This window comes from Candidatus Melainabacteria bacterium, assembly GCA_016193285.1.
GTDB lineage: Bacteria > Cyanobacteriota > Vampirovibrionia > 2-02-FULL-35-15 > 2-02-FULL-35-15 > JACPSL01.
The window spans coordinates 77,084-101,302 of the sequence record JACPSL010000025.1 but is presented as its reverse complement, the minus strand read 5'-3'; the positions used below and the strand labels follow the sequence as shown (position 1 = coordinate 101,302).

Sequence of the window (24,219 nt, the reverse complement as noted above, 5' to 3'; positions counted from 1 at the left end):
TTTTTTACTTCTTTAACAAAGAAATATCTGAATCAACCATCTTCCTTATTAGTTCTTGAAAAGACATTCTTGGTTCCCATTTAAATTTATTTCTAGCTTTACTATAATCTCCTTTTAGGTCATAAATTTCAGCGGGTCTATGTAATCTTTCATCAATGACAACATAATCTTCCCACTTAAGCCCTACATAATCAAATGCAATTTCTACTAATTCCTTAACTGAATGATTTTTCCCGCTAGCAATTACATAATCATCTGGTTTGTCTTGTTGCAGCATAAGCCACATTGCTTCAACATAATCACCTGCAAAACCCCAATCCCTTCTAGCATCTAGGTTACCTAAATATAATTTTTTAGCTAAGCCTAACTTTATTTTTGCAACAGTATTTGTAACCTTTCTTGTAACAAATTCATATCCTCTTTTTGGAGATTCATGATTAAAAAGTATTCCACTGAGTGCAAATAAATTATAGGCCTCTCTATAATTTCTAGTTAAGTGAAAACCAGTAACTTTTGAAATGCCATAAGGAGATCTTGGATTAAAGGGCGTATTCTCATTCTGAGGAGTTTCTTTTACCTTCCCGAACATTTCACTGCTTGCAGCAAAATAAAATTTACACTTAGGAGTTCTTGATTTAATTGCAGCTAGCATAAAATGAGTCCCATTAACATTGGTTTCAATAGTAGAAAACTCATCTTCAAATGAATAACTTACAAAACTTTGAGCTGCAAGATGATAACATTCATCTGGTTTAACTTTATCAACTACATTAAAAACACTTGCAAAGCTTTCCATTGAAGCAGAATGAAGAATTAACTTGTCTAACAAATGTTTAATTCTCCAAAGTCTATTTTCAGGATCTTCAATCGCAACTCTTCTAACTATTCCATGCACTTCATATCCTTTGTTTAAAAGAAACTCTGCTAGATATGATCCATCTTGTCCAGTAATTCCTGTGATTAAAGCTTTTTTCATGTAACTAAAAATTCGTTTAAATCTTTTATAGTATCAATTCCTCTCCAAAAATCAATGGATTTATAACCATATAATAATTTTTTACTTGCTAATTCTGGAAAAGTAGTTGTCTCATGATCGCCCTTGTCAGGTAAATATTTTTTTATTTCAGCTTCAAAAATATAAATCCCTCCATTTAGCCAATAAGGCAATGCTCCTTTTTCATCAAAGTTATTTATTAATCCATCTTTTTCTACTCTTACAATTCCATATGGACTTTTATAAGGAAACAAACAAATTGTAGCAATAATATTTTTATCTTTTTTTTCAAGGTTATGAGCATTGATTGCTAAACTTAAATTCATCTCAGTAAGCACATCACCGTTCATAACTAAAAAAGAGCTGAATGCTGAATGCTGAATGCTGAGAGCTTTTTTAATAGCCCCACCACGACCAAGAGGTTCATCTTCAACAGAATAAAAAACCTTTATACCAAAGTTGTCCCCATCTCTAAAGTGTTCTTTGATTTTTTCATGTAGATACCCACATGCAAAAATAATTTCTGTGACACCATACTTTTTTAACCATTCAATTTGATATTCAAGTATTGGTTTACCTTCTATTTTTATCATTCCCTTGGGACAATTACTTGTAAGAGGACTAAGCCTTTCACCTTTTCCACCAGCTAAAATAATTGCTTTCATTTTTTATAGCTTCAGACAAGCTGAAGCTTCCGTTTGTCGCTCTTCCTTGCTTGATCGGATTTACTGGATAAACCAGTTAAATCCTTTAAGTTGCTACTGCACCTTAGACAGTACTGATCATTTTCTCACGGAAGTCACCCTTGTAAACCAAGTATAAGCAAAAACTGGGTATAATAAAATCAAAGTCATGAAAAAAAAACAGTATAAAGTAAAAATTGAAAATGGAGAAATAAAACCTTTAGAACCTTTAGATCTAAGTAATTTCAAGGAAGGAATAATAATTTTTCTTGAAGAGGAAAATTTTGAGGATCCTGAAGATAAAGCCTTACTTAAAGAATTAATAGGGTGTATAAGTGCAGAAGTAGATTATAAGGAACTAACCCCTGAATTAATAGATTCTGTAGTTTATAAGGATTTCTTTTGTAGATTTGTCTTCAATGGTCGTTATGCAAGAATTTAAAATTAAGGAAATATTGACCATGGATAAACATTTCTTGCAAGTAAATATGGGCTTTGAGTTAAAGCCTGCTTCTGTACTTAAATCTACCCCGAGGATATAATTAAGATACTTTAGGATAGCAAAGTCAAGGTCATGAAAAAAAAGCAATATAAAGTAAAAATTGAAAATGGGGAAACCACTAAAACTTTATATTGATACTTCAGTCTGGAATTTTGCTCTCGAAACAGAAAGAGCAGATTGTTTAGTAACATGGGATTTTTTTAAGATGCTTAGAAACAAGAGAAGTAATTATACAGTACTAATCTCAGACCTTGTAGAAGATGAGATGAATAGGGCAAGTGCTAAAAGAAAAAATGAACTTGCAAGATTAATTGATTCATTTAGCCCAGAAGTTATTCAACCTGATAAAGAAGAAACACTTAACTTAGCAAATACCTACATTAGTGAAAAATTAATACCAGCTAAATATAGAGATGATGCTATGCATATTGCAATAGCATCATTAATCAAATGCGACTTTCTTGTTTCATGGAACTTTAAGCATATAGTCAAAGCAAAGGTTGTCAAAGGAGTACACATAATTAATCTACGAGAAGGTTATGCATTAATAGAATTAGTTTCACCAAGACAATTCTTGGGAAAATAAATATTAATAAATAAGGGGGTAAATACAATGAATAAAAATGATGATCCGTTAAAAGAATTACATAAAATCCGTGGAGAAAACTATAAAAAAACCAAAAACATGAATGCAAAAGAATACTTTGCTTATATAAGTAAAGGTGCAAGAGAATTCGAAAAATTAAGAAAACAAGTTAGACCTGTTAAAAATATTGACAAACTTTTTAGTGAGTTTAAAAGAGCAGGTTAACTTAAGCTTTGATTCACTCAGCAAAACTGTCAAGCATTATGGAGCAGCGGATAAAAAAGCAAGGCAAAAACTGGGTATAATAAAGTCAAAGTCATGAAAAAAAAACAATATAAAGTAAAAAATGCACATCTGGCTTGACATTGATAACCCTAAACACATTCCTTTTATAAAGGCACTAAGTAGTGAACTAAAGTCAAGAGGTCATGATGTAACTATTACTGCTCAAAACACGAGCGAAATAAAAAAAGTTCTGGAAGAAAATAAATTAGAGGCAAAAATTATTGGATGGATCATATCAATATTTGGATTATTTGAAGAGTTTTCAACGATTTGCAGATCTGTATTTTTAAACAGGTATCTTACTGACAGAAAAATTAACATTGCTTTTTCAGTTGGTTCTAAAGCACAATCTTATGCATGTATAAGTAATAACTTTCCTATAATCTTGTTCATTGAAAACATTCTTGAAAAAATTAATCCTTTATATATTGAATATGATAAATTTTCCTTTTTTATCTCTGATAATATACCCACCCAAAAAATTATTGAAAAAGGAATTGACTTAAATAAAATAGGAATATTTAAAGGGATTATTAAACTAAATGATTTAAAGTTTGACAATAAAACACTTAATGAAATGATAACCCAAATTGAAAATTCATATTTCCATATTACTCGTAAATTAGAAGTGTAATATTTTTAATTCTTTAACTTGTTTTTAAGTAAGAGTATTAAGTTTTAAATTTTGCTATCAAATTTTTTTAGCAAATATATTTGTATAACTTGAAGGTAAGCAACTATTTAAGAACCTTATATTAAAGGAGAAAAGCAATGCCAGGAGCAGTAGGCGGATTAGATTTAGGTAGTGAATTAGGAAGGGTAACGACTGAAGCTAATACAATTGAAGGACAACTTGCACAGAATAACGCGATTATAGTGGATCCAACTGCAAGCGCAACAGCTAAAGCAATTGCACAGAAAGCTATTGGCACATTAACAATTCAGATGAAATATTTAACTGCAGGAGTTAATCTTATATCCATGCTTATTGAAAATAGATTTAAAATTCTAGAACGTATAATTAGTCTCTTAAGAAGTTAAACATTCAACTAACTAACTAATTTAGGCAGCTTGTTGACTGTTTTTAATATTATTCATGCTGTCCCGTACTAATTTTTTACCAACTTGGGATTTTACACTTTCTTGTGGGGTTTCACTTTTAGTAGGCTGATTTAATTCAACAGTAGCATTTATAATTTGTTCAACTTGTTTTCTAGATGGATTTACTTTAGCAGCTGCTAATTCATCGTCACTGACAACTGCAAACATTTCATTTAGTTTATTTGCTCTTACTTCTAAGGCTCTTAGTTGTTTTTTTACTTTTTTTGCTTTTTTTGGATCTCCTCCTGCTTCTTTTAAGTCTAATGAAAGTTTGTTTGCTTCACGATGCAATTTAGGTAGTTCACGAGAAGCAATTTCTTCATACTTATTAGCAGCTACCATTTTCAGAAGTTTTTGATTAATCTGATACTTTGGAATTACTATTTCTTGTACATATGAGCCATATAAACTAACTACATCCATTTTTATTATCAACCTTTTTTTAAATCTTAAATATGGTTTTAATCCAACCATAACACATTTTTAACTTTAATGTCAAGAGCAAAACTTATTGCATTCTAGGGATATGCCTATCTACGTTAAATACTGATCTTGCTACATCGTTCAATGGATATGGTAGCTGATCAGGCATATGATAAAAAGTAGTTCCACTATAAATCTTATCCATGACAAATCCAGTAGCAGCCATTATTGCTGCAGCTGGTATTAAGACAAACGAAGCTATACTTGCTCCTGGAATAAATAAAGCTGCAGCACCTGCAGTACCTGCTAGTCCTGCCAAAGTAGTTAATTTATCCCACGTAGTAGTTTTTACAGGTCCTGCCCATTCCGTTTTACTTTTTGCATTTATTGCTCTATAAGAACTAATTATAAGACCAATTGAAAATATACCTACTCCTAAAGCACCAAGAGCACCTAAACCCATAGCTCCCAATCCTCTAAAACCTAATATTGCTTTTCCTCCTAGCTCAGGAATAGCTGTAGTAGCAGCTTTCATAGCTTCTCCAAATTTAGGATAACCTTTAGATAGAGCAGACAGTAAACCACCTTTCTCTTTAAATTCACTTGAAAGTTCAGACAAATGTTTAATAGCTCCATTCTTATCAATTCCATATAAACCTAATTGTGCTCTTATACCATAACCTAATCTTTCTATTAGATGACCTAAATATTCAAACCATCCTTTTTCAATAGCCACTTTGCCTGCCATTTGCTCAGCCTCTAAATATAACTTAGGAATATCACTTTTACTTGCAGTCAAAACATTAAATGCTTTCTTAAAAGCTACAAGTGGAGTTCCTGCTGCTATCGTTAAAACTTTTCCAACAACTGCTATTAATATAAACATTGTTTTGTTATTTTACTTCTTACTTAATTTTACTTAATCACTTCTTAACCTTAATTAACTAGTAACCTTAGATCAAATACTTAAACATATAAGCTTATCAAAACCAATCTATAATTGCATTTAGCTTTATTAAGCTAAAGAAATATTATGCTTAAATATTTGATTTAATAATAAGTTTACTTCAAGACCTTAATAGAAAACTACTAAGATTCAAAGTAAGAACTGTATTAAGAATAAATAGAACTTGAGGTTCTACTTACTCAGATACTACAAAGTAAGTGCAAACAGAATATTGACAGCAAGTTACAAAGTTTAATATTTTTTTAGCTGTCAATTTTAATTAATATTTTCCTTTCTATAAATGTATAAATATTTGGAGGGAAAGTCATGGGTTTAACATTAGATTTAATCAGTAAATTATTTAACGCAGGAAAACCTACTAGTAAGAAAGAATTTCAAAATAAGATTGAAGAAGAAAAAAAGACTAATCCTGCCCAAGGAGCACTGTATGATCAACTGAACAAGAATGTTGATCGCTTTATCAAAGCAGGAGGTACTAATGAAGTAGATCAAGAAAGAGTTAAAAAAATTGCAAAAAGAGGTGCAAATGAAACTCTCGAGCCAGATGACTTTAATTATACTCCAGAGGAAATAAATCAAGCTAAAGAATTCTTAAGCAAAATTTTCCCGGGCTTTGTGGAACCAGTAGTCATACTAATTTCACAAAGATTAATTGTTAGAAATCCGGACGGTAGTTTTAGTTTTAAGAATAAAGAAGCTGAAGAAAAACTTCTTGACTTAATTGACAAGCTTAAAGCAGCTACTGATTTAACTGGTGATCAAAAAGCAATACTTACAAAATTAGAAGATCTAATTAAGAAAATAAAACCAGCAGATACTGTAACATCAACAAGTGCAACACCAGCAGGAACTATACCTGATGATATAAAAAGAGCAATAGATACTGATATTGCAGAAGGGACTAAACCATCAGATGTCAAATCAGTAGATGCTGGGAATAAGGTAAAAATAGTTCACTATATTAGAAAAGGTACAAATAAACCTGCTTTTATAATATGGTACTCAGACCAAGACTCATCCCGTAATACAAGACTTGCATTTAGAGGAACATATAAACAAGACTACTTAGATAAATTAGAAAAAGATGAAGGCTATGTATTTTTAAGAGGTCAAAAATTAATTGACTTTGTTTCAGCTCTCACTTTAAAAGGAGAAAATGCAAACGAAATTAAAAACAAAAAAGCTATATTTCTTGGACAAGATGACTACCTTCAACGCCCTGCCGGTAAAAATTCTGTCATAGAAAGATTTGGAGAAGATTTTTATAATAAATTAATTTCACTTAGGGAAAGAGGTATGAATCTTATGCAAGACTTAGTTTTAAGTATTAGTGCAAGTGATAAAACAATTACTAATCTTATTGATGGAAGTATTGCTGAAGTTGAACATACAGAAGGTAAAGGAGTAAGAAATTTTGTTCCACTTACAAATTAATAACTATGGATCCACCTGCTACAACAACTCCTTCTATACAACAAAGAATAGAAAAAATACAACAGCTATTAAAAACTGATCTTTCAATTGGAATACTGGATCGCTCTGGTAAGGTAGTTGGAAAAAAAGATGGACTACTTACCACAGAAGAATTAAAAGCTGCTTTAAGTATTGGTCATCTTAGTAACTTTAACCAAATTCTTATTACAAAAGATGAATTTAGTTCAAAACAAAATCTTTATTTTGATTACATTAGACATTTAGGAGAATCATCTCTAAGCAATGAGCAAAAGAAAAATGTACTAGAGTTATTAAATTTGTCAAAAGATGGAAAGCTGATAGAGGACTCTTCTACTGGTAGCACTACTCCAAAACCAGCTCCACCATCAGATACAAGACCTTCTCCTCCTAAACCTGAAATAATTGTAAGGCTTGAAAAAACAGACACCCCAAGAGATCTATTAGCACACATAAATCGATACAAAAAAGAAACTCCACATGAAGAAGATTCAAATGTTATAAGTCTTGGTACTTATAAAGTAAAAGATAGAGAAGGTAAAACACTACAGACTGTAACAGCGTGGATAGTAGACAGAAAGGATATACACTACATAGTAGGAGATGAAAACTTTTCTAGTAAAAAAGAAAACAGACAAATTATTATTCCATTAGCTAAAGCTAAACAGACAATTGAATATTTTGGATCAACTGATCCTGATAAAAAAATAAAAATTGCGTTGTGGGGGACTAGGGAATTTGAGGATTTAGCTGTCAACTCATCTGAGCAGGACAAGGTTAAAAATGTAATATTTTTAAGCCCAACAGGCAGAAGTTATCGCCCTCCTGGTAGTGAAGTTGAATTTAAAAATGGACATCAGAGGTTTACAGAGCTATTGTATAAAACATATGTAGCTAGTGATGATCAAGAACAACTAGCTCAAGATGGTGCAAAATTTATAGAAAGTACAACATACGAAGATCTATACAGAAAATCAACAGATTCTAGCTATAGACCAGAATCTATTTCACAAGTTAAGATTGAAAAAAATAATCCAGTAGTTAATGATTATTTAAAAGGTTACCCAAAATCTTCGACTACAAATATTCCACCAAATAGAAGGCCGCCGTTTATTAATGAAGATGAATACAGAATTACACTTTCCACTTTTAAGACTAGTGAAGGTACTCCAAGTGAGACTCTATGCTGTGAATCGCTAATCTGGAAAAAAGATGCAGCAGGAAACTACCAAGCTTATTCAATTACATTTACTAAAGATAAATTTCTAGATGAGCTAGAGAAGGCCAAAATAATAGATAAGGATGAAAAATCGAAATTAAAGAGCAATGACAATGATGATACAACAGAAAAGCTAAGAAAATTATTTATTGAGCATGTAGTTTTTATAAAAGCTACTACTGACCCAAATCAAGATATTCTTGAAGCATTTAAAATACAAGAGAAGAGAAGTAGAAAAGTTATTTTTGCAGGAGATTTGGCAGATTTAAAAAGTGGCTATATAAGGGAGATTCAAGGTAAAGATGGAGAGGAATTAAGAAGTTCGTTTGATTCTGCGTTAAGTAGAAAAAAAAGAAAAGATTTAGACAAAGAATTTGTAGGTTCAATTAAATTGCCAGAGAATATCTACGAAACAACAACAGATGAAAAAAAACTAGAAGAGAAAATAGGATCAGTACTAGGTAAATCATTGCCAGCATTTAACCATAATAATTTAAGAGTAAAAGTTTATTACAGAGATGATTGGTGTACTATTCTAATAGCTGTTCTTGATACAAACAACAAACCAAGTCATTTTAAAGAATATGTAGTTAAAACTGATTGTCTTTTAAAAGATATTTCAGAAACATTAAAAGTAGATCTTAAAGCACCAGATGAAAGCAAAATTAATGATGAAAATATAAAAGATGAAAATAATCCTGACAATAAAACAGCTCTTAGGCTTTTAGACTGTATAAAGATATTAATAGCACACCGTAAAGAAAAAGGAGAAACAGACGAATTAAAACTTTTTGCTGGAAGACCTCATGTTTATCCTTTGCCAACAGAATCATTAAATAGGGCAGCATCTTACTCCTGGGCATATCTAGTAAAAGATAGTATTGAAAGACTTGTTCCAACAAAGAAGGATCAGGACGATCAAGAACAACACGAATTACTCCATCCAACACAAAAATTTGACCGTAACACACTTGTTGCTGCTGGCGTCCCTCAAAATGAACATAATAAATATTTAAACATACCTATATCTGTGAATGACAGACGATTTGATCCTAAAGAAAAATAAGAACAAATTAGTTATAAGTTTGTTAACAATAAATCTTGCTCCCTTTCAATAATCTCCTATCAACTAACTACAACATATTGCTTTGTATGTAGTGAATAACAAAATATTATTTTAGGAGAATATTATGATAATACTTAAAATACTTGTACCACGTACTGGTAGTAGTAGAAGAACAAGTACAGCTCTTGGAGATGGTGGTAGTGATGTTGAACCTAAATTAGCAAAACTAAGAGAAGCATATAAAAACAAAAAAGGCTTAAGCTATACTGCAAGAGAAAGTGCTATTCAGTCAGCTCTTATTGGAATACCCAGAGATAATCAAGGACTCTTAGAACTTAATGGACAAATAGAACGAGATAAAAGAGAAATGAGATCTCTTGCAGAACATTTTTATACTGTAACAGGTGGAAAGCTCGATGTAATTCAAATAGGTAACATAATTGATCAGTTAGGAAAAAATACTGAACAGGATAATTATGATAACCTTGATGAAGACAAAAAATATAATAAAGAAAAGTTAGAAGAACTAGCAAGCAACTTTAAAATATCTAATGCTGAAGACTTCTTAAAAATATGCAAACTCATACAAGATCATATAAAAGATCCAGATTTCTTATTAGATAAGTACGACATTATACAAACTCTTAAAGGTACTAATGCAAGAGATGCTTTTACTCATCCTGTAAATATGGCTCAACTAGGTGGAATTGCAAGTGGTTTCGAAAGAGCTAAATATATGGGTGCTGATAAAGCATTTAAATTGGCATCTTATGATAAAAAGTTATGGTCGACTAGAACATTGGTAGGACGAGCGATCAATGGAACAGGAGCTTCATGGAAAGGATTTTTTGCAGGTACTCTTAAATGGTTAGGTGGTATTGCGTCAGTACTTGGAGCAGGTTTTGAAATAGCTGGCATTGTTAATAAATTTCACGGTGGGCGAACTAGTGAAGCTTGGACAAATATAGCTTTGTGTGGACTTGGAATAGCTGCAGCATTTGCTTTAATAAGCCCTGTAGGTTGGGTAGCAATTGGGCTTACAATATGCACTGGAATTTGTGCTGGTGGACTTTTAAATCAATTTGCTGGCAATGCTATAAAGGATAAGATATTTACACCTACCTGGAATTACGTTACTCAAAACACTTAATCATAAAAATTATCAAAAATTAATTTCTTTTTACTTTGTAAATATTAGGATAAAAATCCTAAACATATCTTTTTAATTATGGAAATTAGCTTTAGATTTAGAAATCAAGTTGAGGACAAGAATAATCTGCAACATGTTAGTTCTCATAATAACTCCTTACTTGCTAAATCCAATAACTCTCAGTATCAATCAGTTCAAGTACTTGAAGATAAAAGTAGCACTTTCGTAAAAATGCTAAAAATACTTTTTTCACCATTTATATTACTTGGAAGATTCATAAAATCTGTTTTTTTTACAAACGCTGTTGAAATAAATAAGAAGAATCAAGAAGAATTAGAAAAAATACCTAAAGAAGGTATAGATGCATCTGTTGAAAAAAATCCAAGATTAATATTTACCGACTACAAAAAATTAGAAGAAACTCTTGGCAGCAAAAAAGCAAGAGAAATAAGAAAAGAAGCAGCATTTAAATTAGCCCTGATAGATCCTAACTTTATCCTTGAAAACCAAGCAAAAAGTTTATATGAATATGAACCATATGCTAGTGAAGTAATTTCTACTGCAAAAAAACTAAAAGCTATTTTGAATAACCTTCAAAAAACAGTTACATTTAAGGAAACCCAAGTATTCTTAAATAAAACACTCACTGAAATCCTTCAAGAAAATGATAAGAATTTTAATCTGGATGCAGTTTTAAATAAGGTTAAGGAAGATACTGGTATTCCTCTTGAATGTATTGGAATATCTAATGGTGATGGAAATATACACAGAGTGTTTGAATTCATCTTAGCTAATAACTTTACAAGTAAAAATAGTGAGCCTGTTTTTATTGGATTAAGTTGTCTAGAATTAAGTAACATAAAAACAGAAGATGAGTTAATTGAACTTATTAAACAAAAAATAAAATTAGAAACTAATAATTTTAAGGGACAACAATTATCCTGGGAGAATTTTTATAAAATTGACATTCCAAAAGATGGGAGTACGGCTTGTTTCTTAGCAAGTGTGCCTGGAGAATTAGTTGAGATAGAAAACGACCTTGCTGAAATAGGAATGACTTACAAAGAAAATTTTAATATTAGTGACTTTACTGTTTGTGTAGAAAACCGTGGGATATGGGATGAACTACCACAAGTTAAAGATGGTTCCTTACCAAAAGCTTTAACAGCTACAAAAAAAAATATCTTAGATAGATTTATAAAAGCTGCAAACAATGCAAAAGCTAGTGGTAAAACAACCTTCATATTTCACTATAATATGCATGGAGATAAGAATGGATGTATAAAAGCTTCAGACAGTGATATTACGTCTGAAGAGATTGCAAAAGCAATTGCAAGCTTAGATGATAATGGTGGACCACTTTGTAAGAGCATGAAGTTTGTTATAATTGCAGACTCATGTAGATCTGAAATTCAAGGTGATAAAATAATTGCTTGCTTGCAAAACTTTAAGATTGGAAATAAGCAGCTTCCTGTAAAAGATGTGACGATAATTACTTCTTCTTCAGGAGATGGAGAGTCATATGCTGCCTTAACTGCAAAAGAAGCATTAGTCGTTAATCACAGCATGAAAGGGTTTGATGGTGAAGATAGATCTTCAGCATTTAACTATTATTTATCCTGGTATTATAAGTTTTTAAAATACCAGAGAATAAGAAATGAGCCTTTAAATCCATCCTTTGGAAATATTTTTCATGCTATGCACACTGTAAAAAAGTTAGCACATTACAGCAAATACAAACAAAACGCTAAAGTGATTCAATACTCTACAGAACAACCCCCCGATAAAAAACCAGTTAAGATTAAGTTAATAAACAATTTAAATCCATTGAATCAAAGATTAACAATTAATGAAGAAATTATTGCTGCATAAATGTGCAGTTTTTTGAACTAAAGAACCTGTTAGTTTTGTACCATTATCAAATTTATTTGCATACAAGCATTGTATTTCTAGGAGCTGATTTTTTATGTATTCAGTATCATTAATGACACACAACATGCTTCCCTCACTAGCTGTTGGGCAGGCACAGAAAAAAGAAGAAGGGAAACCAAAACCATCAGGAATATTAAAGCCAACTCCTGACTCATATACAATATTCAGCAAGTCAACAACTGACAAATTCAAGAGTAGAGCAGAAACAACTAGTGAAACAAAAGAACAAATAACTAACTTAAACGAAGCAAAAAAAGAACTTGAAAGAATTCATATTAGTTTTCAGGACGCAGCTGATAGGTATGGTAGGTATGAGGAATTTTGGTCATTTTTAAAAAGCTGCGAGAACGCCACACATGAAAGAGCGCCCCTTGATCCAAGCGTATTAGAATTGATAGCTGCTGCTTTAGCTTTAAAAGAATATCAAATTAATGGTCTTGATACATCTGATATAGTAAGCTCACTTAGAAAGCTAACTCCTAAACTAAGAGAACTAAAAGGTGAATCAGAGCCAGGTAAAACAATATTTACGATTATTCATCGAGAAGGCACATGGAGAGGGAACCTACACTATGCAGTTACTACAAGTAAAAATGGAAATATTAGAGTTATACCAAGGCGTGTACTAGTGGATAACGACATTCTAGGTTATTCATTTGAGTCTGCCGAGCAAATAGATTTTACAAATGATATGCAAAACAATGTTCAAAATTGGCAAGACTTTGACATTGCTCTTAGAAAAGTGTTGTCAAGAAAAAATGAAGGTATTGAATTTAAGTTCTCACCATCTGGGAAAACAATAATTATTGTAGAATAAAATTTAGTAATAACCTTCCACCATCCCTCACCAAAAAAATCTTTTTGTGTTTTTCTTTAACTTTTCTTTTCTCTTTTTTTAGTTTTATTTTGATCGTATATGAAGTATACAGTTAAAAGTATTGCAGGAATTAATATTGAGCCAACTGCTATTAAACCTTCAAGGTTACTTATCATTTTTCTTCTCCTTAACAAAATTATACCCTAAAAACAATAATCACCAACCAACAAATGATGCTAATGAACATAAGGCCGTGTGTCCACTAAAGAAGCTCTTTTTTAGAACCAGATATTGAAAAGTAACTGAGCCCAAAGGTGTTAGAAATGCGAACCCTAAATTCTTTAAAACACTTGAGATATATTTTTTATCTTCAGTGATCATGCTCGTAAATATATCATATTGAATTAAAAATTCACGCAACCAAAAGTCACATCTATAAAATTTGAATGAAGACTTAATATTTGATGTGTCGCTCTGATGATGTGTTATCCCCCTACTCCTCACCTCAAAAAATCTTTTGTGTTTTTTAGAAAGTTCTTCTATCATCTAGTTTCTAGCGAAGTAGTAATTTAGTTCAAGAAGATCTTCTTTTGCTCCTTTCTTTAGAAATATTTTTTGTTGAATATCATGACAGAACAACTAGCTGTTATAATCATTATAATGATTAAGAAAACAAAGCTTTATATTGATACCTCTATATGGAATTTAGCTCTTGAAACCAATAGAAGTGAGTACAGGCTAACTATAGATTTTTTAGAAGTTTATGGTAAAAGTAAAAGTCATTTACTTTGTATATCAGAAGTTGTTGAAGTTGAAATTAATAGAGCTTATGACACAAGGCGTAAACAGTTATTGAGATTGGTTGAAAAATATCAACCTGAGATTCTAACTCCAAGCAATGAATCATATAATCTAGCTAAGATTTATACTAATGAAGGATTGATGCCTTCTAATGCTATCAATGATGCTATTCACATTGCTGTTGCTAGTTTAAATCATTGTGATTTTATTGTCTCATGGAACTTTCAACATATCGTACGAGCTAGAACTATTAAAGGTGTTCACGTAATTAATTTACGAGAAGGTTATAGCTTAATTGAAATTGTTTCACCAAGAGAATTTGTTTCACAATAAGGAGAATCATATGAAAAGAAAAGAAAAAGATCCGCTTGAAGAATTACATAAAATAAGAAGAAAAATCTACGAAGAGACAAAAAAGATGTCTGCTTCAGAATATGTAAAATATATTAGAGAAGAAGCAGCAAAACTTAAAAAACAAGTGAGCAAGAAAACAGCATAAGTAAGTCACTCTATCCCCTTACTCCTCACCTCAAAAAATCTTTCTTGTGTTTTTGTAATGTTAATTAAAATACTTATGTAACCTTTGGTTACATGTATATTAGATCACTTGTTGTAGAATACATTCATAAATTTTGAAGACTTAAAGTCAGCCATTCAATCAGATAATTTTAGAATTACTCAACATGCTCTTCAAGAAAAAGATGCTGACAATATTTCGATCCTTGAAATAAAAACATCTATTAAGCATGCTGAAGTAATAGAAGACTATCCTAGTAGTAAGCCGCTGCCGTCGTGTTTAGTATTAAGTTTTAATAATAAAAATGAGCCTATTCATACTGTATGGGCACTGGATAAGGGATCTCAAATAGCCATTCTAATTACTGTTTATAGGCCTAATCCAAAGAAATGGGTAGAATATAAGAAAAGGAAATAACAATGCAAAACTTTAAATGCCCATCGTGTGGTTCAGATAGAATTGAAATAAAAAAGATCATCCACACTATTAATGGTGGAAACAATTCAGCATTAATTGATGTTTATGTAGAAGTTTGTGAAATGTGTGGAGAGATTCTTTTCACACCCGAACAAGTTTGTAAATTTGAAGAGATTAAGAATAAGTTGGAAAAAGGACACACAGATAATTTTATTCCGATTGGGAAAAACTTTCGAGTTGCATAGGTTGCTATTTAATTACCTCACCCCATTACCCCCCACCACTCCCACCCCACCTCAAAAAATCTTTCTCGTGTTTGTAGAGTGCTAAAATTAAATGTATTATGAAACAAAGTGTTTATTTAGATACAACTATTTTTAGTTATTATGTTGATGAAAGATCAGAGCTTGATGTTCATATTAAGAGAACAAGAGAATGGTGGAACAATGAAAAACATTTTTATGATTTATATATAAGCAATTTTGTCTTAGAAGAACTAAAAGGAGGAAATTTCCCAAATCAAATATATGCAATAAAGCTAACAAAAGGCATCCATATATTAAATCCTATAGAACAAGTTGATAAGATTATTGAAATCTATCTTAAGAATAAATTAATGCCATTAAAAGATACGAGAGATGCATTGCATCTAGCATTTGCTTCAGTTTACAAAATTGATATCTTATTAACCTGGAACTGTGCCCATCTAGCAAACGTAAACAAGAAAATACATATGAAAAATATAAATGCAACATTAGGTCTATTTCTCCCTGAAATTGTTACACCACTTGAACTCAGGGTATAATTAAAGTGTATGAAAAAAAGAAAAAAAAGTAATGCTAAATGGTTTGACCCCGTAGTTGAAGAAACTAGAGCCAGAGGTAGAGCACTTACTGCTCGTTTTGGAAACAATCCGACAAGGATCATGAATTACCTGCGTAAAATAGCAAAAAAAGACCCTGATAAATCAAAATATGTCTCAGAAATAAAAATAGTTAGAAAAGCATCTTAAAACAAAAACAGAAGAATTTCCTACCCCATCACTCTCACCTCACCTCAAAAAATCTTTTTGTTTTTTTTACACAATCAACTAAGAATTAAATTTTGCCTTGTCTTGGTGAACAAGCAACACATTTTCTTTCCTGGCTTGCTTAATTAATGAAGGAGTAAAACCACTTTTGCCAAATAAGACATAATATTCTTTTCTATTGTTTATATTCCAGTCTACTAATTTTGCTTTTGATTTTAAAGCCTCAAGAATATTTGTCCCTACCTGCTTTGATGACCATTTTACTTCCCCAAACAATATTTCTTTTGTTCTTGATGAAGTAGCCACGATATCAATTTCATTATCTTTTTCCCACCATCTTCCAATTCTTTCAAAAATAAAAAATTTATCCTGAAAATCAAGAACAAGCTCCATGCAAACTTTTTCATAGCACTGAGACTCTAAAATGTTAAATGATTCATCAAGCTTTCTATTTACCTCGGAATAATTTTCTAATTCAATATAACTTTTATTTGGATAAATAAATTGAAAATAAAACTTAAAAAAATTATCAGAAATCTTATAAATTCCTTTTCTGGATTTTTCAGGTATTTTTTCTGTAACTGGGGTTTCTTTCTCAATTAACTGAAGCCTTTCAAGAGTATTCAAATATTTTGTTAAAACATTTTTCGTTAAGCCTGTTTCATTAGCTACTTCACTAAATTTGGTTTTTCCAAACGATAGAGCTTTTAATATTGCGAAGTAATTTTTGGGTTCTCGTAATTCTTCTTTTAAAATAAATTCTACTTCATTATGTAAGAACTCTGTTCTTGAAAATATTTTTCTTTCTATGTTTTTCCTTAAACTTAAATCAGGTTCTATTTGCAATAAGTAAGCTGGTATACCACCTGTAATAGTAAAAATTGACAAAAAATCAGAGAAGTTCTTTTTTGGGAAAAATTTTGCACTTTCTTTAAATAAAAGAGGTTTAAGTAAAATCTGACCTGTTCTTCTTCCGTATAATGGAGATTTATAGATTAATGCTTCTGATTCCATAACAGAAATACTTGAGCCACAAAGAATTAAAAAAACATTTTCGTTTTTTAAATACTCATCCCATCCTTTTTGAAATATGGAGGTAATTGCTTTATTTGCTTCAATTAAATAAGGATATTCATCTATTGCAAGTATTAGTTTTTTTTTTCTTTCTTTTATATAACTAAAAATCTCAAGCCAGTTGCTAAAACCTCGTGATCTTAAAAAAGAGTCATTATAATGCTCAGCAATAATATTACTTAGCTCTTTTAATTGTTCAATCTCAGTTCTTTTATCTGATAAGAAATAAATACCATTTTTGTTTTTAATAAACTGTTTTATTAATTCAGTTTTTCCTACTCTTCTTTTCCCGTAGACAATAAAGAAGTGAGGTTTTTTTTCATCCCATTTCTTGCTTAATGTTTCAAGCTCGCTTTTTCTGTTTATAAAATTCATAATTTACCTACTCTTAAAGAGTATACTCGTGAGTAGGTAAAATGTCAATTGTTTAATACCCTACTTCAAAGAATCTTCCATGTTTTTTATAAAGTTCTTCTGTAGTTTTAGTGTGATCAAGTTCAACAGTAACTGAAACTTTTTTTAAATCTTTTCCTATCCATGTACCAAGAGAGCCAGGAGTTGGATAACCAATGTCTGCATGTACCATAAGCCCGGTTGCTACACTTAGTTTTTCTGCAAGCTCACGAGACTGCTCACCATCGTAGTTTATCATTGGTGGATTTGGAAACTGAATTGTATAGTTTGTATGAACTGCAATAATGTTTTTAAAATTATATTTATTTAAAAGATCTACAATGACTTTTGTCTCTGGCTCGCTGGCTGGTTTTATGCCTGGAAAGTAAGAACTGTTTCCAGCTAGTGAAGAACTTTCCCATGTGTTTGAAGGAAAGTTTCTGTTTAAATCAACACCATTTGCATTACCTCTTATCTTAAGAGCCATACCATCAGGATTTAAGCATGGAATTAAAAGTAGATAGAAATCGTTTGGAAATTTTTTATCTTTTGCTTCATTTATTTTGCTTAAATATAACTCACAAATTTCTTTTGATTGTATTTCAACCCCATGTATACCACCAATCATTAGTGTCTTATTAAAAGATCCTTTATCCCCAAAAGAATAACCTTTTATTTCCCTACCTTGCACACTTTTGCCTAGGATTATTTCTTTCATTCTTAAAAGATATCATAAAAATTTTCTCTAGTTCCGATTCTTAATATAACAACTATTACCAGATCCTTTTTTATTTCATACATTGCACGACATTCAGGCTTTCTTCCAAAATGAAGTGAATACAATCCCTTAAATTCACCTTTTAAAGGTTTACCAATACCATAGGGATCCAACTCCAAAGCAGGTAATAATGACATAAAATCTTTATATGATTTTCAATATCTTTTACGAAATCTCTCTAAATCTCTTTCAGCCTTTGGAGAATAGCTAATCTTGAATTTTCTTTGCATCTTCCTTATGAAACTTCTCTAGCAATTCCTCCATAGTAGTTAAGTGACCACCCTTTTTTAAAATTTCATCTACTTCCTTTTTGGCACGAAGTACATTCTTAACAACAATTGGATCATAAATCCAGTCTTCTTCTTTCTCTTTTTTGCTTTTTTGTTTTGAACTCATGGTTAACTTTATTATACCCCAAATTAGCATTTGATAAAATGTTTAAATTAAGCTTGAATATCTTTAAAGGCAGGTTAAATATGAGTTATCAACTAACAATAAAAGACATAGCAAATTATCTGGGGGAAGACATAAATAATGATACCTTAATTACAGGCATCTCCTATAACTCACAAGAGATAAAATCTGGTGATATCTTTGTTTGCTTAATTGGTGAAAAAAACGATGGGCATAATTTTATAAAACAAGTAGAAAAAAAAGGTGCTAAGGCAATCTTAGCTAGTAAAAAAGTTAATTCTAATCTGCCTATAATTTATGTTGAAGACACTCAGCTTTCAATTGCTAAGCTTGCAAACAAGTTTTATGATGAACCTTCTAAAAAAATAAGAATTATAGGGGTAACAGGAACCAATGGTAAAACTACTACGACACATTTAATTCAACATATCTTTGAAAAAAATAATCTTAAAACTGCAATTATTGGAACACTTGGAACCAAGGAGTCTACAAACTTAAATTATTATGATGCAAAGCATACAACACCTCAAGCACCTGAACTTCACAAACAATTAAGAGAGCTAGTAAGTAAAGGCTTTACACACCTTGCTATGGAAGTTAGTTCACATGCACTAAGCCTTCATCGTGTAAATGAGTGTAATTTTACTGGTGCAGTACTTACAAATGTTACTCAAGATCATTTAGATTTTCATTTAACAATGGATGAATACTTTAAAGCAAAAAGAAAACTTTTTGAAACGATAAATAATTCTACTTGGGATAAAAAATATGCAATTATAAACAAAGATGAAAATTTATCTAGTGAATTTGAAAAAGTTTTAAATAAAGAGGTAAAACTTTTTAGTTATGGGGTTAAAAACAATGCTGATTTTCAGGCAAAAGAAATTAATTTTAATTCAAATGAGCTCTCATTTGTTTTAATTTCACCAAGTGGTAAGTACAAAGTAAAATCTAACTTAAACGGAATGTTTAATGTTTATAACATTCTAGCTAGTATAAGTGTGTCTCATGCAGAAGGAATTAATATTGAAAAAATTATAAATGCAATTTCTTCTGCTAAAGAAATTCCTGGCAGATTTCAAATTATTCAAAATAATGACTCACCAGCATGCATTGTTGACTATGCACATACTCCAGATGGGCTTGAAAATATTTTAAGAGCTGCAAGATCAATGACAAAAAATGGAAATAAACTTATCTGTGTCTTTGGATGTGGTGGTGATCGTGATCCAACAAAACGTCCTAAGATGGGAAAAATTGCTGAAGAGTTAGCTGATCTCATAGTGGTTACCTCAGATAATCCACGTTCAGAAGATCCAAAACAAATAATAAGTGACATACTAAGTGGCATTAAAAATACTTCAAATGTTATTGTTGAAGTTGATAGAAGAAATGCCATTCAAATTGCAATCAAAAAAGCAAATAAAAATGATGTTATTGTTTTTGCAGGTAAAGGACATGAAGATTATCAAATCTTAAAAGATAAAACAATCCACTTTGATGACAGGGAAGAAGTTAGAAAAGCACTTTCATGTTAAAATTAGGAATAATAAAATTTTCTAATACTCCTTCATTATCAACAATAATATATGATGCTGCTTTTCAACATTTAAATATAAATGGAGAATATAAAGTGTATGAAGTAAAGCCTGAAGAGTTAGAAAATCTTTTAAAGGAATTAAAAAAAGAAAAAGTAAGAGGAGTAAATGTTACTATCCCTCATAAAATAAATATTATCCCACTCCTTGATGAATTAACAGACAGAGCTAAAGAAATAGGAGCAGTAAACACTGTAACTTTTAATGATGACGGAAAAACTATTGGTGATAATACTGATGCAAGTGGTTTTTGGGATGCAATGCCCATAAGCATTAGAAAAAATATAGCTGGTAAAAATGTTGCAATCCTTGGATGCGGTGGGGCAGCTCATGCATGTGCAATGGCACTTCTTTTAAATAATGTTTCACAAATTAATATTTATGGAAGGAATAAAGATAAGTTAGAAAGATTTAAAAATTTTCTAGAATCAAAAAACAAAAGCACAAAAATCCAAGTTGATTTAGTATCAAATATTAATCTTTCAAATACATTTATGCTTGTAAACACTACTCCAGTTGGCATGTACCCAAATATTGATCAGTGTTTGGTCACAAAAAAAGATTTACAATATTTACCTAGCGATGCATTTGTCTATGATATTATTTACAACCCACCAAAGACAAAATTATTACAATATGCAAAATCTCTTGATTTAAAAACATTAAATGGAGTTGAAATGCTTGTTAATCAGGGTGCAGAATCATTAAATATCTGGCTTGGGAAAGATGTTGCACCAATAATTATTATGAAAAATGCATTGATAATAGAGACGCACGGCCGTGCGTCTCTACGAGCGAACAACAGGTGATGTCCTATAATACTCCTGCAAAGGTTTTACATCAACAACATTATTTTTTAAAGATTGAATTGCCTTTACAGTTGCTCTTGCTCCTCTAACTGTAGTTACTACTGGAATTGAATATTGAATTGCTGCTTTTCTAATGTATGTATCATCAACTCTGGCTTCCCTGCCAATTGGAGTGTTTATGATTAACTGGATTTCTTTATTTTTAATATGATCTAAAATATTTGGTCTGCCTTCATAAACTTTTTTAACTTCAGTAACTAAAATATTATTTTCTTTTAAAACTTTTGCTGTACCGCTTGTAGAATATATTCCAAGCCCAAGACAAGAAAGTTCTTTTGCAATTGGAATAATCTCTGGTTTATCTTTATCATTAACACTTAAAAAAATATTTCCACTTACTGGTAAAAGCTGATTAGCAGCTATTTGTGACTTTGCATAAGACTTGCTAAACTCAAAACTTATTCCCATTACTTCACCAGTGGATTTCATTTCTGGACCTAATATAATATCTGAACCAGGAAATTTATTAAAAGGTAAAACTACTTCCTTAACAGAAATATGAGTGGGAATTATTTCTCTTAGTTTTAAATCTGTAATTTTTTTACCTGTCATAATTTTACTTGCCATTTTTGCCCATGGTATGCCTGTAGCTTTTGACACAAATGGAATTGTCCTGCTTCCTCTAGGATTTACTTCCAAAACATATAAAATATCATTTTTAATAGCATACTGAACATTCATAAGGCCAATTACATTTAATTTATAAGCTAGTTTTATAGTAGCTTCTTTTATATTTTGAATTTGTTTTTTAGGAATGTTTTGTGGAGGTAAAATACAAGCACTATCACCACTGTGTACTCCTGCTTCTTCTATATGCTCCATAATTCCACAAATTAAAACATCTTTACCATCTGATATAGCATCCACATCAATTTCTGTAGCATTTTCTAAAAAAGTATCAATTAGAACTGGATGTTCAGGTTCAACTTCAAAAACTTTTTCAATAAACTTTTCCATTTCAGGTAAGCTATAAAAAATTTCCATTGCACGACCACCTAAAACAAAACTTGGTCTAACTAAAAGTGGAAAACCTAAATTCTTTGCTATTTCTATTGCTTCATTAACAGAATGTGCTGATGCACATTTAGGTTGGTTTAAGCCAAGTTCTTGAAGCACCTTACTAAAAAGTTTTCTATCTTCAGCAAGCTGAATATCTTTTACTTGTGTTCCAATTATTTTTACTCCTCTGTCTTCAAGTGACTTGGCAATATTTAATGGAGTCTGTCCCCCAAACTGAACAATTACACCATCAGGTTTTTCAGTTCTGTAAATATTAAAAACATCTTCACATGTCAATGGTTCAAAATATAATCTGTCTGAAACATTGTAATCAGTTGAAACTGTTTCAGGATTTGAATTTATCATTATGGTTTCGTATCCTTCTTCATGAAGTGCAAACGATGCATGCACACAACAATAATCAAACTCAATTCCTTGACCAATTCTATTTGGACCTCCACCTAAAATCATGATTTTCTTTTTACTTGAAGGCAGAACTTCAGTTTCTTCCTCGTATGTCGAATAAAAATAAGGAGTATAAGATTCAAATTCACCAGCACAAGTATCTACTGTTTTAAATACCGGATAAACATTATGTTTTTCTCTTAATTTTGCTATATCAATTTCATGGATTTGAGTTGAGATGCATTCAGCAATTTGCTTATCACTAAATCCTAATCTTTTTAAAGAAAGTAATCTTTCTTTATTATCAATTGAATTAATATTTTCTTTTTCTAACTTTTTAACTTCTAAAACAATCTCATTTAAATGTGCAAGAAACCATTCATCAATTCCACATGCTAAAGATATTTTTTGAATAGTTAATCCATTATATAAAGCACTAAAGAGTTGTTTAATCCTAAAAGGAGTAGGAGTACAAAGTTTGTTTAAAAGTTCTTCATTTGAGAGACTTAAAAAAGTTTTATCATAAAAGCCGCTCATTTTTATCTCAAGTCCTCGCAGTGCTTTCTGGAATGATTCAATAAAAGTTCTTCCAATTGCCATTACTTCTCCTACAGATTTCATTTGTGTAGTTAAAGTATGATCAGTATTTGGAAACTTTTCCCATGCAAAACGAGGAATCTTAGTTACTACATAGTCAATGGCAGGTTCAAAGCTTGCATAAGTGGTTTTTGTAATATCGTTAGGTATCTCATCTAAAGTAAGGCCTATTGAAAGTTTTGCTGCAATTTTTGCAATTGGGAATCCAGTAGCTTTACTTGCAAGTGCACTTGATCTTGAAACTCTTGGATTCATTTCTATAACTACTACACGACCATCTTTTGGATTTACTGCAAATTGAATATTACTCCCGCCTGTTTCTACACCAACTGCCCGGATAATTTTTATAGCTGCATCACGTAAGATTTGATATTCTTTATCACTTAATGTTTGAGCTGGTGCAACAGTAATAGAATCGCCTGTGTGAATTCCCATCGGGTCAAAATTTTCAATTGAACAAATAATTACAACATTGTCAGCTAAGTCTCTCATTACTTCCAACTCATATTCTTTCCAACCTAAAACACTTTCTTCAAGAAGAACCTGATGAATAGGACTAATTTCAAGTGCTTTCTCCAGCATTTCTTCAAGTTCATCTTTGTTATATGCAATTCCTCCACCAGTACCTCCTAAGGTAAAAGCAGGTCTTAAAATTAAAGGATAGCCAATTTCATTTGCTAAATAAATCCCATCAATTTTTGAACGAGCTATATAAGATTTTGGAACTTGAAGCCCAATTTGCTCCATCTTTTTTTTAAAAAGTTCTCTATTCTCTGCAAGTTCTATTGCTTCTAATTTTGCACCAATTAATTCAACATTAAATTCTTTAAGTATTCCATTTTTTGAAAGTTGAACTGCAACATTCAAAGCTGTCTGACCACCCATTGTAGAAAGCAGTGCATCTGGTCTTTCTTTTTCTATTATTGCTCTAACAAATTCAGGTGTTATTGGTTCAATATATGTTTTATCTGCAAAATCAGGATCAGTCATAATGGTGGCTGGATTTGAATTAATTAATATGACTTCATATCCTTCTTCTTTTAATGCTCTTGCTGCTTGAGTACCTGAATAATCAAACTCACATGCTTGTCCTATTACAATAGGACCTGCACCGATTAATAAAATCTTTTTTATATCTTTTCGTTTCATT

The 24,219-nt window shown here is 31.0% G+C and carries 27 protein-coding genes; 18 read left to right on the top strand and 9 right to left on the bottom strand.

Annotation, left to right across the window (positions count from 1 at the left end; translation table 11 throughout):
• Positions 1-4 precede the first annotated feature (4 nt).
• Positions 5-976 carry a GDP-mannose 4,6-dehydratase gene (locus tag HYY52_05710; protein ID MBI2996187.1) on the bottom strand — a complete coding sequence of 324 codons (972 nt, stop codon included), beginning with the start codon at positions 974-976 and terminating at the stop codon, positions 5-7.
• Positions 973-1,659, bottom strand: coding sequence for a nucleotidyltransferase family protein (locus HYY52_05705; protein ID MBI2996186.1), 687 nt, complete (start codon positions 1,657-1,659; stop codon positions 973-975). The genes HYY52_05710 and HYY52_05705 overlap by 4 nt, the downstream gene beginning before the upstream one ends.
• A gap of 187 nt (positions 1,660-1,846) precedes the next feature.
• On the opposite strand from HYY52_05705, the gene HYY52_05700 reads away from it, so the two are divergent.
• The 5 genes from HYY52_05700 to HYY52_05680 all read left to right on the top strand — a co-directional run bounded on the left by HYY52_05700 (position 1,847) and on the right by HYY52_05680 (position 4,091).
• On the top strand, positions 1,847-2,119 hold the full coding sequence (locus tag HYY52_05700) for a hypothetical protein (protein ID MBI2996185.1): 273 nt from the start codon (positions 1,847-1,849) through the stop codon (positions 2,117-2,119).
• A 166-nt stretch (positions 2,120-2,285) separates the two neighbouring features.
• On the top strand, positions 2,286-2,765 hold the full coding sequence (locus tag HYY52_05695; GenBank protein ID MBI2996184.1) for a PIN domain nuclease: 480 nt from the start codon (positions 2,286-2,288) through the stop codon (positions 2,763-2,765).
• 27 nt (positions 2,766-2,792) lie between these two features.
• Entirely contained in the window at positions 2,793-2,990 is a 198-nt protein-coding gene (locus tag HYY52_05690) for a hypothetical protein (protein MBI2996183.1), read from the top strand.
• A 121-nt stretch (positions 2,991-3,111) separates the two neighbouring features.
• Positions 3,112-3,684: a DUF354 domain-containing protein gene (locus HYY52_05685; GenBank protein ID MBI2996182.1), complete on the top strand. Its 573-nt coding sequence runs from the start codon at positions 3,112-3,114 to the stop codon at positions 3,682-3,684.
• Between the two features lie 137 nt (positions 3,685-3,821).
• A complete protein-coding gene (locus tag HYY52_05680) occupies positions 3,822-4,091 on the top strand; it encodes a hypothetical protein (protein ID MBI2996181.1) in 270 nt (89 codons plus the stop codon).
• Positions 4,092-4,112: 21 nt separating this feature from the next.
• Here the strand turns inward: HYY52_05680 and HYY52_05675 are convergent, their stop codons facing one another.
• Positions 4,113-4,625, bottom strand: coding sequence for a hypothetical protein (locus HYY52_05675; GenBank protein MBI2996180.1), 513 nt, complete (start codon positions 4,623-4,625; stop codon positions 4,113-4,115).
• Between the two features lie 34 nt (positions 4,626-4,659).
• Positions 4,660-5,460, bottom strand: a complete 801-nt coding sequence (locus HYY52_05670; GenBank protein MBI2996179.1) for a hypothetical protein — start codon at positions 5,458-5,460, stop codon at positions 4,660-4,662.
• A gap of 387 nt (positions 5,461-5,847) precedes the next feature.
• On the opposite strand from HYY52_05670, the gene HYY52_05665 reads away from it, so the two are divergent.
• From HYY52_05665 to HYY52_05615, 11 genes are all read left to right on the top strand, one after another.
• A complete protein-coding gene (locus tag HYY52_05665; protein MBI2996178.1) occupies positions 5,848-6,975 on the top strand; it encodes a hypothetical protein in 1,128 nt (375 codons plus the stop codon).
• A 5-nt stretch (positions 6,976-6,980) separates the two neighbouring features.
• Positions 6,981-9,278, top strand: coding sequence for a hypothetical protein (locus HYY52_05660; protein ID MBI2996177.1), 2,298 nt, complete (start codon positions 6,981-6,983; stop codon positions 9,276-9,278).
• Positions 9,279-9,402: 124 nt separating this feature from the next.
• Complete coding sequence (locus tag HYY52_05655) at positions 9,403-10,428, top strand: hypothetical protein (protein ID MBI2996176.1); 1,026 nt, start codon at positions 9,403-9,405, stop codon at positions 10,426-10,428.
• 78 nt (positions 10,429-10,506) lie between these two features.
• The gene (locus HYY52_05650; protein MBI2996175.1) at positions 10,507-12,300 is read left to right on the top strand and encodes a caspase family protein; all 1,794 of its coding nucleotides are present in this window, start codon (positions 10,507-10,509) and stop codon (positions 12,298-12,300) included.
• Positions 12,301-12,394: 94 nt separating this feature from the next.
• Positions 12,395-13,177, top strand: a complete 783-nt coding sequence (locus HYY52_05645) for a hypothetical protein (GenBank protein ID MBI2996174.1) — start codon at positions 12,395-12,397, stop codon at positions 13,175-13,177.
• A 627-nt stretch (positions 13,178-13,804) separates the two neighbouring features.
• Entirely contained in the window at positions 13,805-14,311 is a 507-nt protein-coding gene (locus HYY52_05640) for a PIN domain-containing protein (protein MBI2996173.1), read from the top strand.
• 10 nt (positions 14,312-14,321) lie between these two features.
• Positions 14,322-14,477 carry a hypothetical protein gene (locus HYY52_05635; GenBank protein ID MBI2996172.1) on the top strand — a complete coding sequence of 52 codons (156 nt, stop codon included), beginning with the start codon at positions 14,322-14,324 and terminating at the stop codon, positions 14,475-14,477.
• 126 nt (positions 14,478-14,603) lie between these two features.
• A complete protein-coding gene (locus tag HYY52_05630) occupies positions 14,604-14,912 on the top strand; it encodes a DUF4258 domain-containing protein (protein MBI2996171.1) in 309 nt (102 codons plus the stop codon).
• Between the two features lie 2 nt (positions 14,913-14,914).
• On the top strand, positions 14,915-15,157 hold the full coding sequence (locus HYY52_05625; GenBank protein MBI2996170.1) for a YgiT-type zinc finger protein: 243 nt from the start codon (positions 14,915-14,917) through the stop codon (positions 15,155-15,157).
• A 98-nt stretch (positions 15,158-15,255) separates the two neighbouring features.
• Positions 15,256-15,717 carry a PIN domain-containing protein gene (locus HYY52_05620; protein ID MBI2996169.1) on the top strand — a complete coding sequence of 154 codons (462 nt, stop codon included), beginning with the start codon at positions 15,256-15,258 and terminating at the stop codon, positions 15,715-15,717.
• Positions 15,718-15,726: 9 nt separating this feature from the next.
• Positions 15,727-15,924 carry a hypothetical protein gene (locus HYY52_05615; protein ID MBI2996168.1) on the top strand — a complete coding sequence of 66 codons (198 nt, stop codon included), beginning with the start codon at positions 15,727-15,729 and terminating at the stop codon, positions 15,922-15,924.
• Between the two features lie 78 nt (positions 15,925-16,002).
• Here the strand turns inward: HYY52_05615 and HYY52_05610 are convergent, their stop codons facing one another.
• The 4 genes from HYY52_05610 to HYY52_05595 form a co-directional block, all read right to left on the bottom strand.
• Positions 16,003-17,391 carry an ATP-binding protein gene (locus HYY52_05610; protein ID MBI2996167.1) on the bottom strand — a complete coding sequence of 463 codons (1,389 nt, stop codon included), beginning with the start codon at positions 17,389-17,391 and terminating at the stop codon, positions 16,003-16,005.
• Between the two features lie 52 nt (positions 17,392-17,443).
• Positions 17,444-18,127, bottom strand: a complete 684-nt coding sequence (locus tag HYY52_05605) for a DUF2817 domain-containing protein (GenBank protein ID MBI2996166.1) — start codon at positions 18,125-18,127, stop codon at positions 17,444-17,446.
• Between the two features lie 2 nt (positions 18,128-18,129).
• Complete coding sequence (locus HYY52_05600; protein MBI2996165.1) at positions 18,130-18,324, bottom strand: type II toxin-antitoxin system RelE/ParE family toxin; 195 nt, start codon at positions 18,322-18,324, stop codon at positions 18,130-18,132.
• 70 nt (positions 18,325-18,394) lie between these two features.
• Complete coding sequence (locus tag HYY52_05595; protein ID MBI2996164.1) at positions 18,395-18,583, bottom strand: hypothetical protein; 189 nt, start codon at positions 18,581-18,583, stop codon at positions 18,395-18,397.
• A gap of 80 nt (positions 18,584-18,663) precedes the next feature.
• Here HYY52_05595 and HYY52_05590 point away from each other — a divergent pair, with 80 nt between their 5' ends.
• Together HYY52_05590 and aroE are read left to right on the top strand one after the other, a co-directional pair.
• Positions 18,664-20,139 carry a UDP-N-acetylmuramoyl-L-alanyl-D-glutamate--2,6-diaminopimelate ligase gene (locus tag HYY52_05590; protein ID MBI2996163.1) on the top strand — a complete coding sequence of 492 codons (1,476 nt, stop codon included), beginning with the start codon at positions 18,664-18,666 and terminating at the stop codon, positions 20,137-20,139.
• Positions 20,133-21,008 (top strand): shikimate dehydrogenase, encoded by an 876-nt coding sequence (aroE, locus tag HYY52_05585; GenBank protein MBI2996162.1) that lies wholly within the window; start codon positions 20,133-20,135, stop codon positions 21,006-21,008. The genes HYY52_05590 and aroE overlap by 7 nt, the downstream gene beginning before the upstream one ends.
• Here the strand turns inward: aroE and carB are convergent.
• Complete coding sequence (gene carB, locus HYY52_05580; protein ID MBI2996161.1) at positions 20,988-24,218, bottom strand: carbamoyl-phosphate synthase large subunit; 3,231 nt, start codon at positions 24,216-24,218, stop codon at positions 20,988-20,990. The two genes, aroE and carB, sit on opposite strands and share 21 nt — an antisense overlap.
• Between the last annotated feature and the right edge of the window lies 1 nt (position 24,219).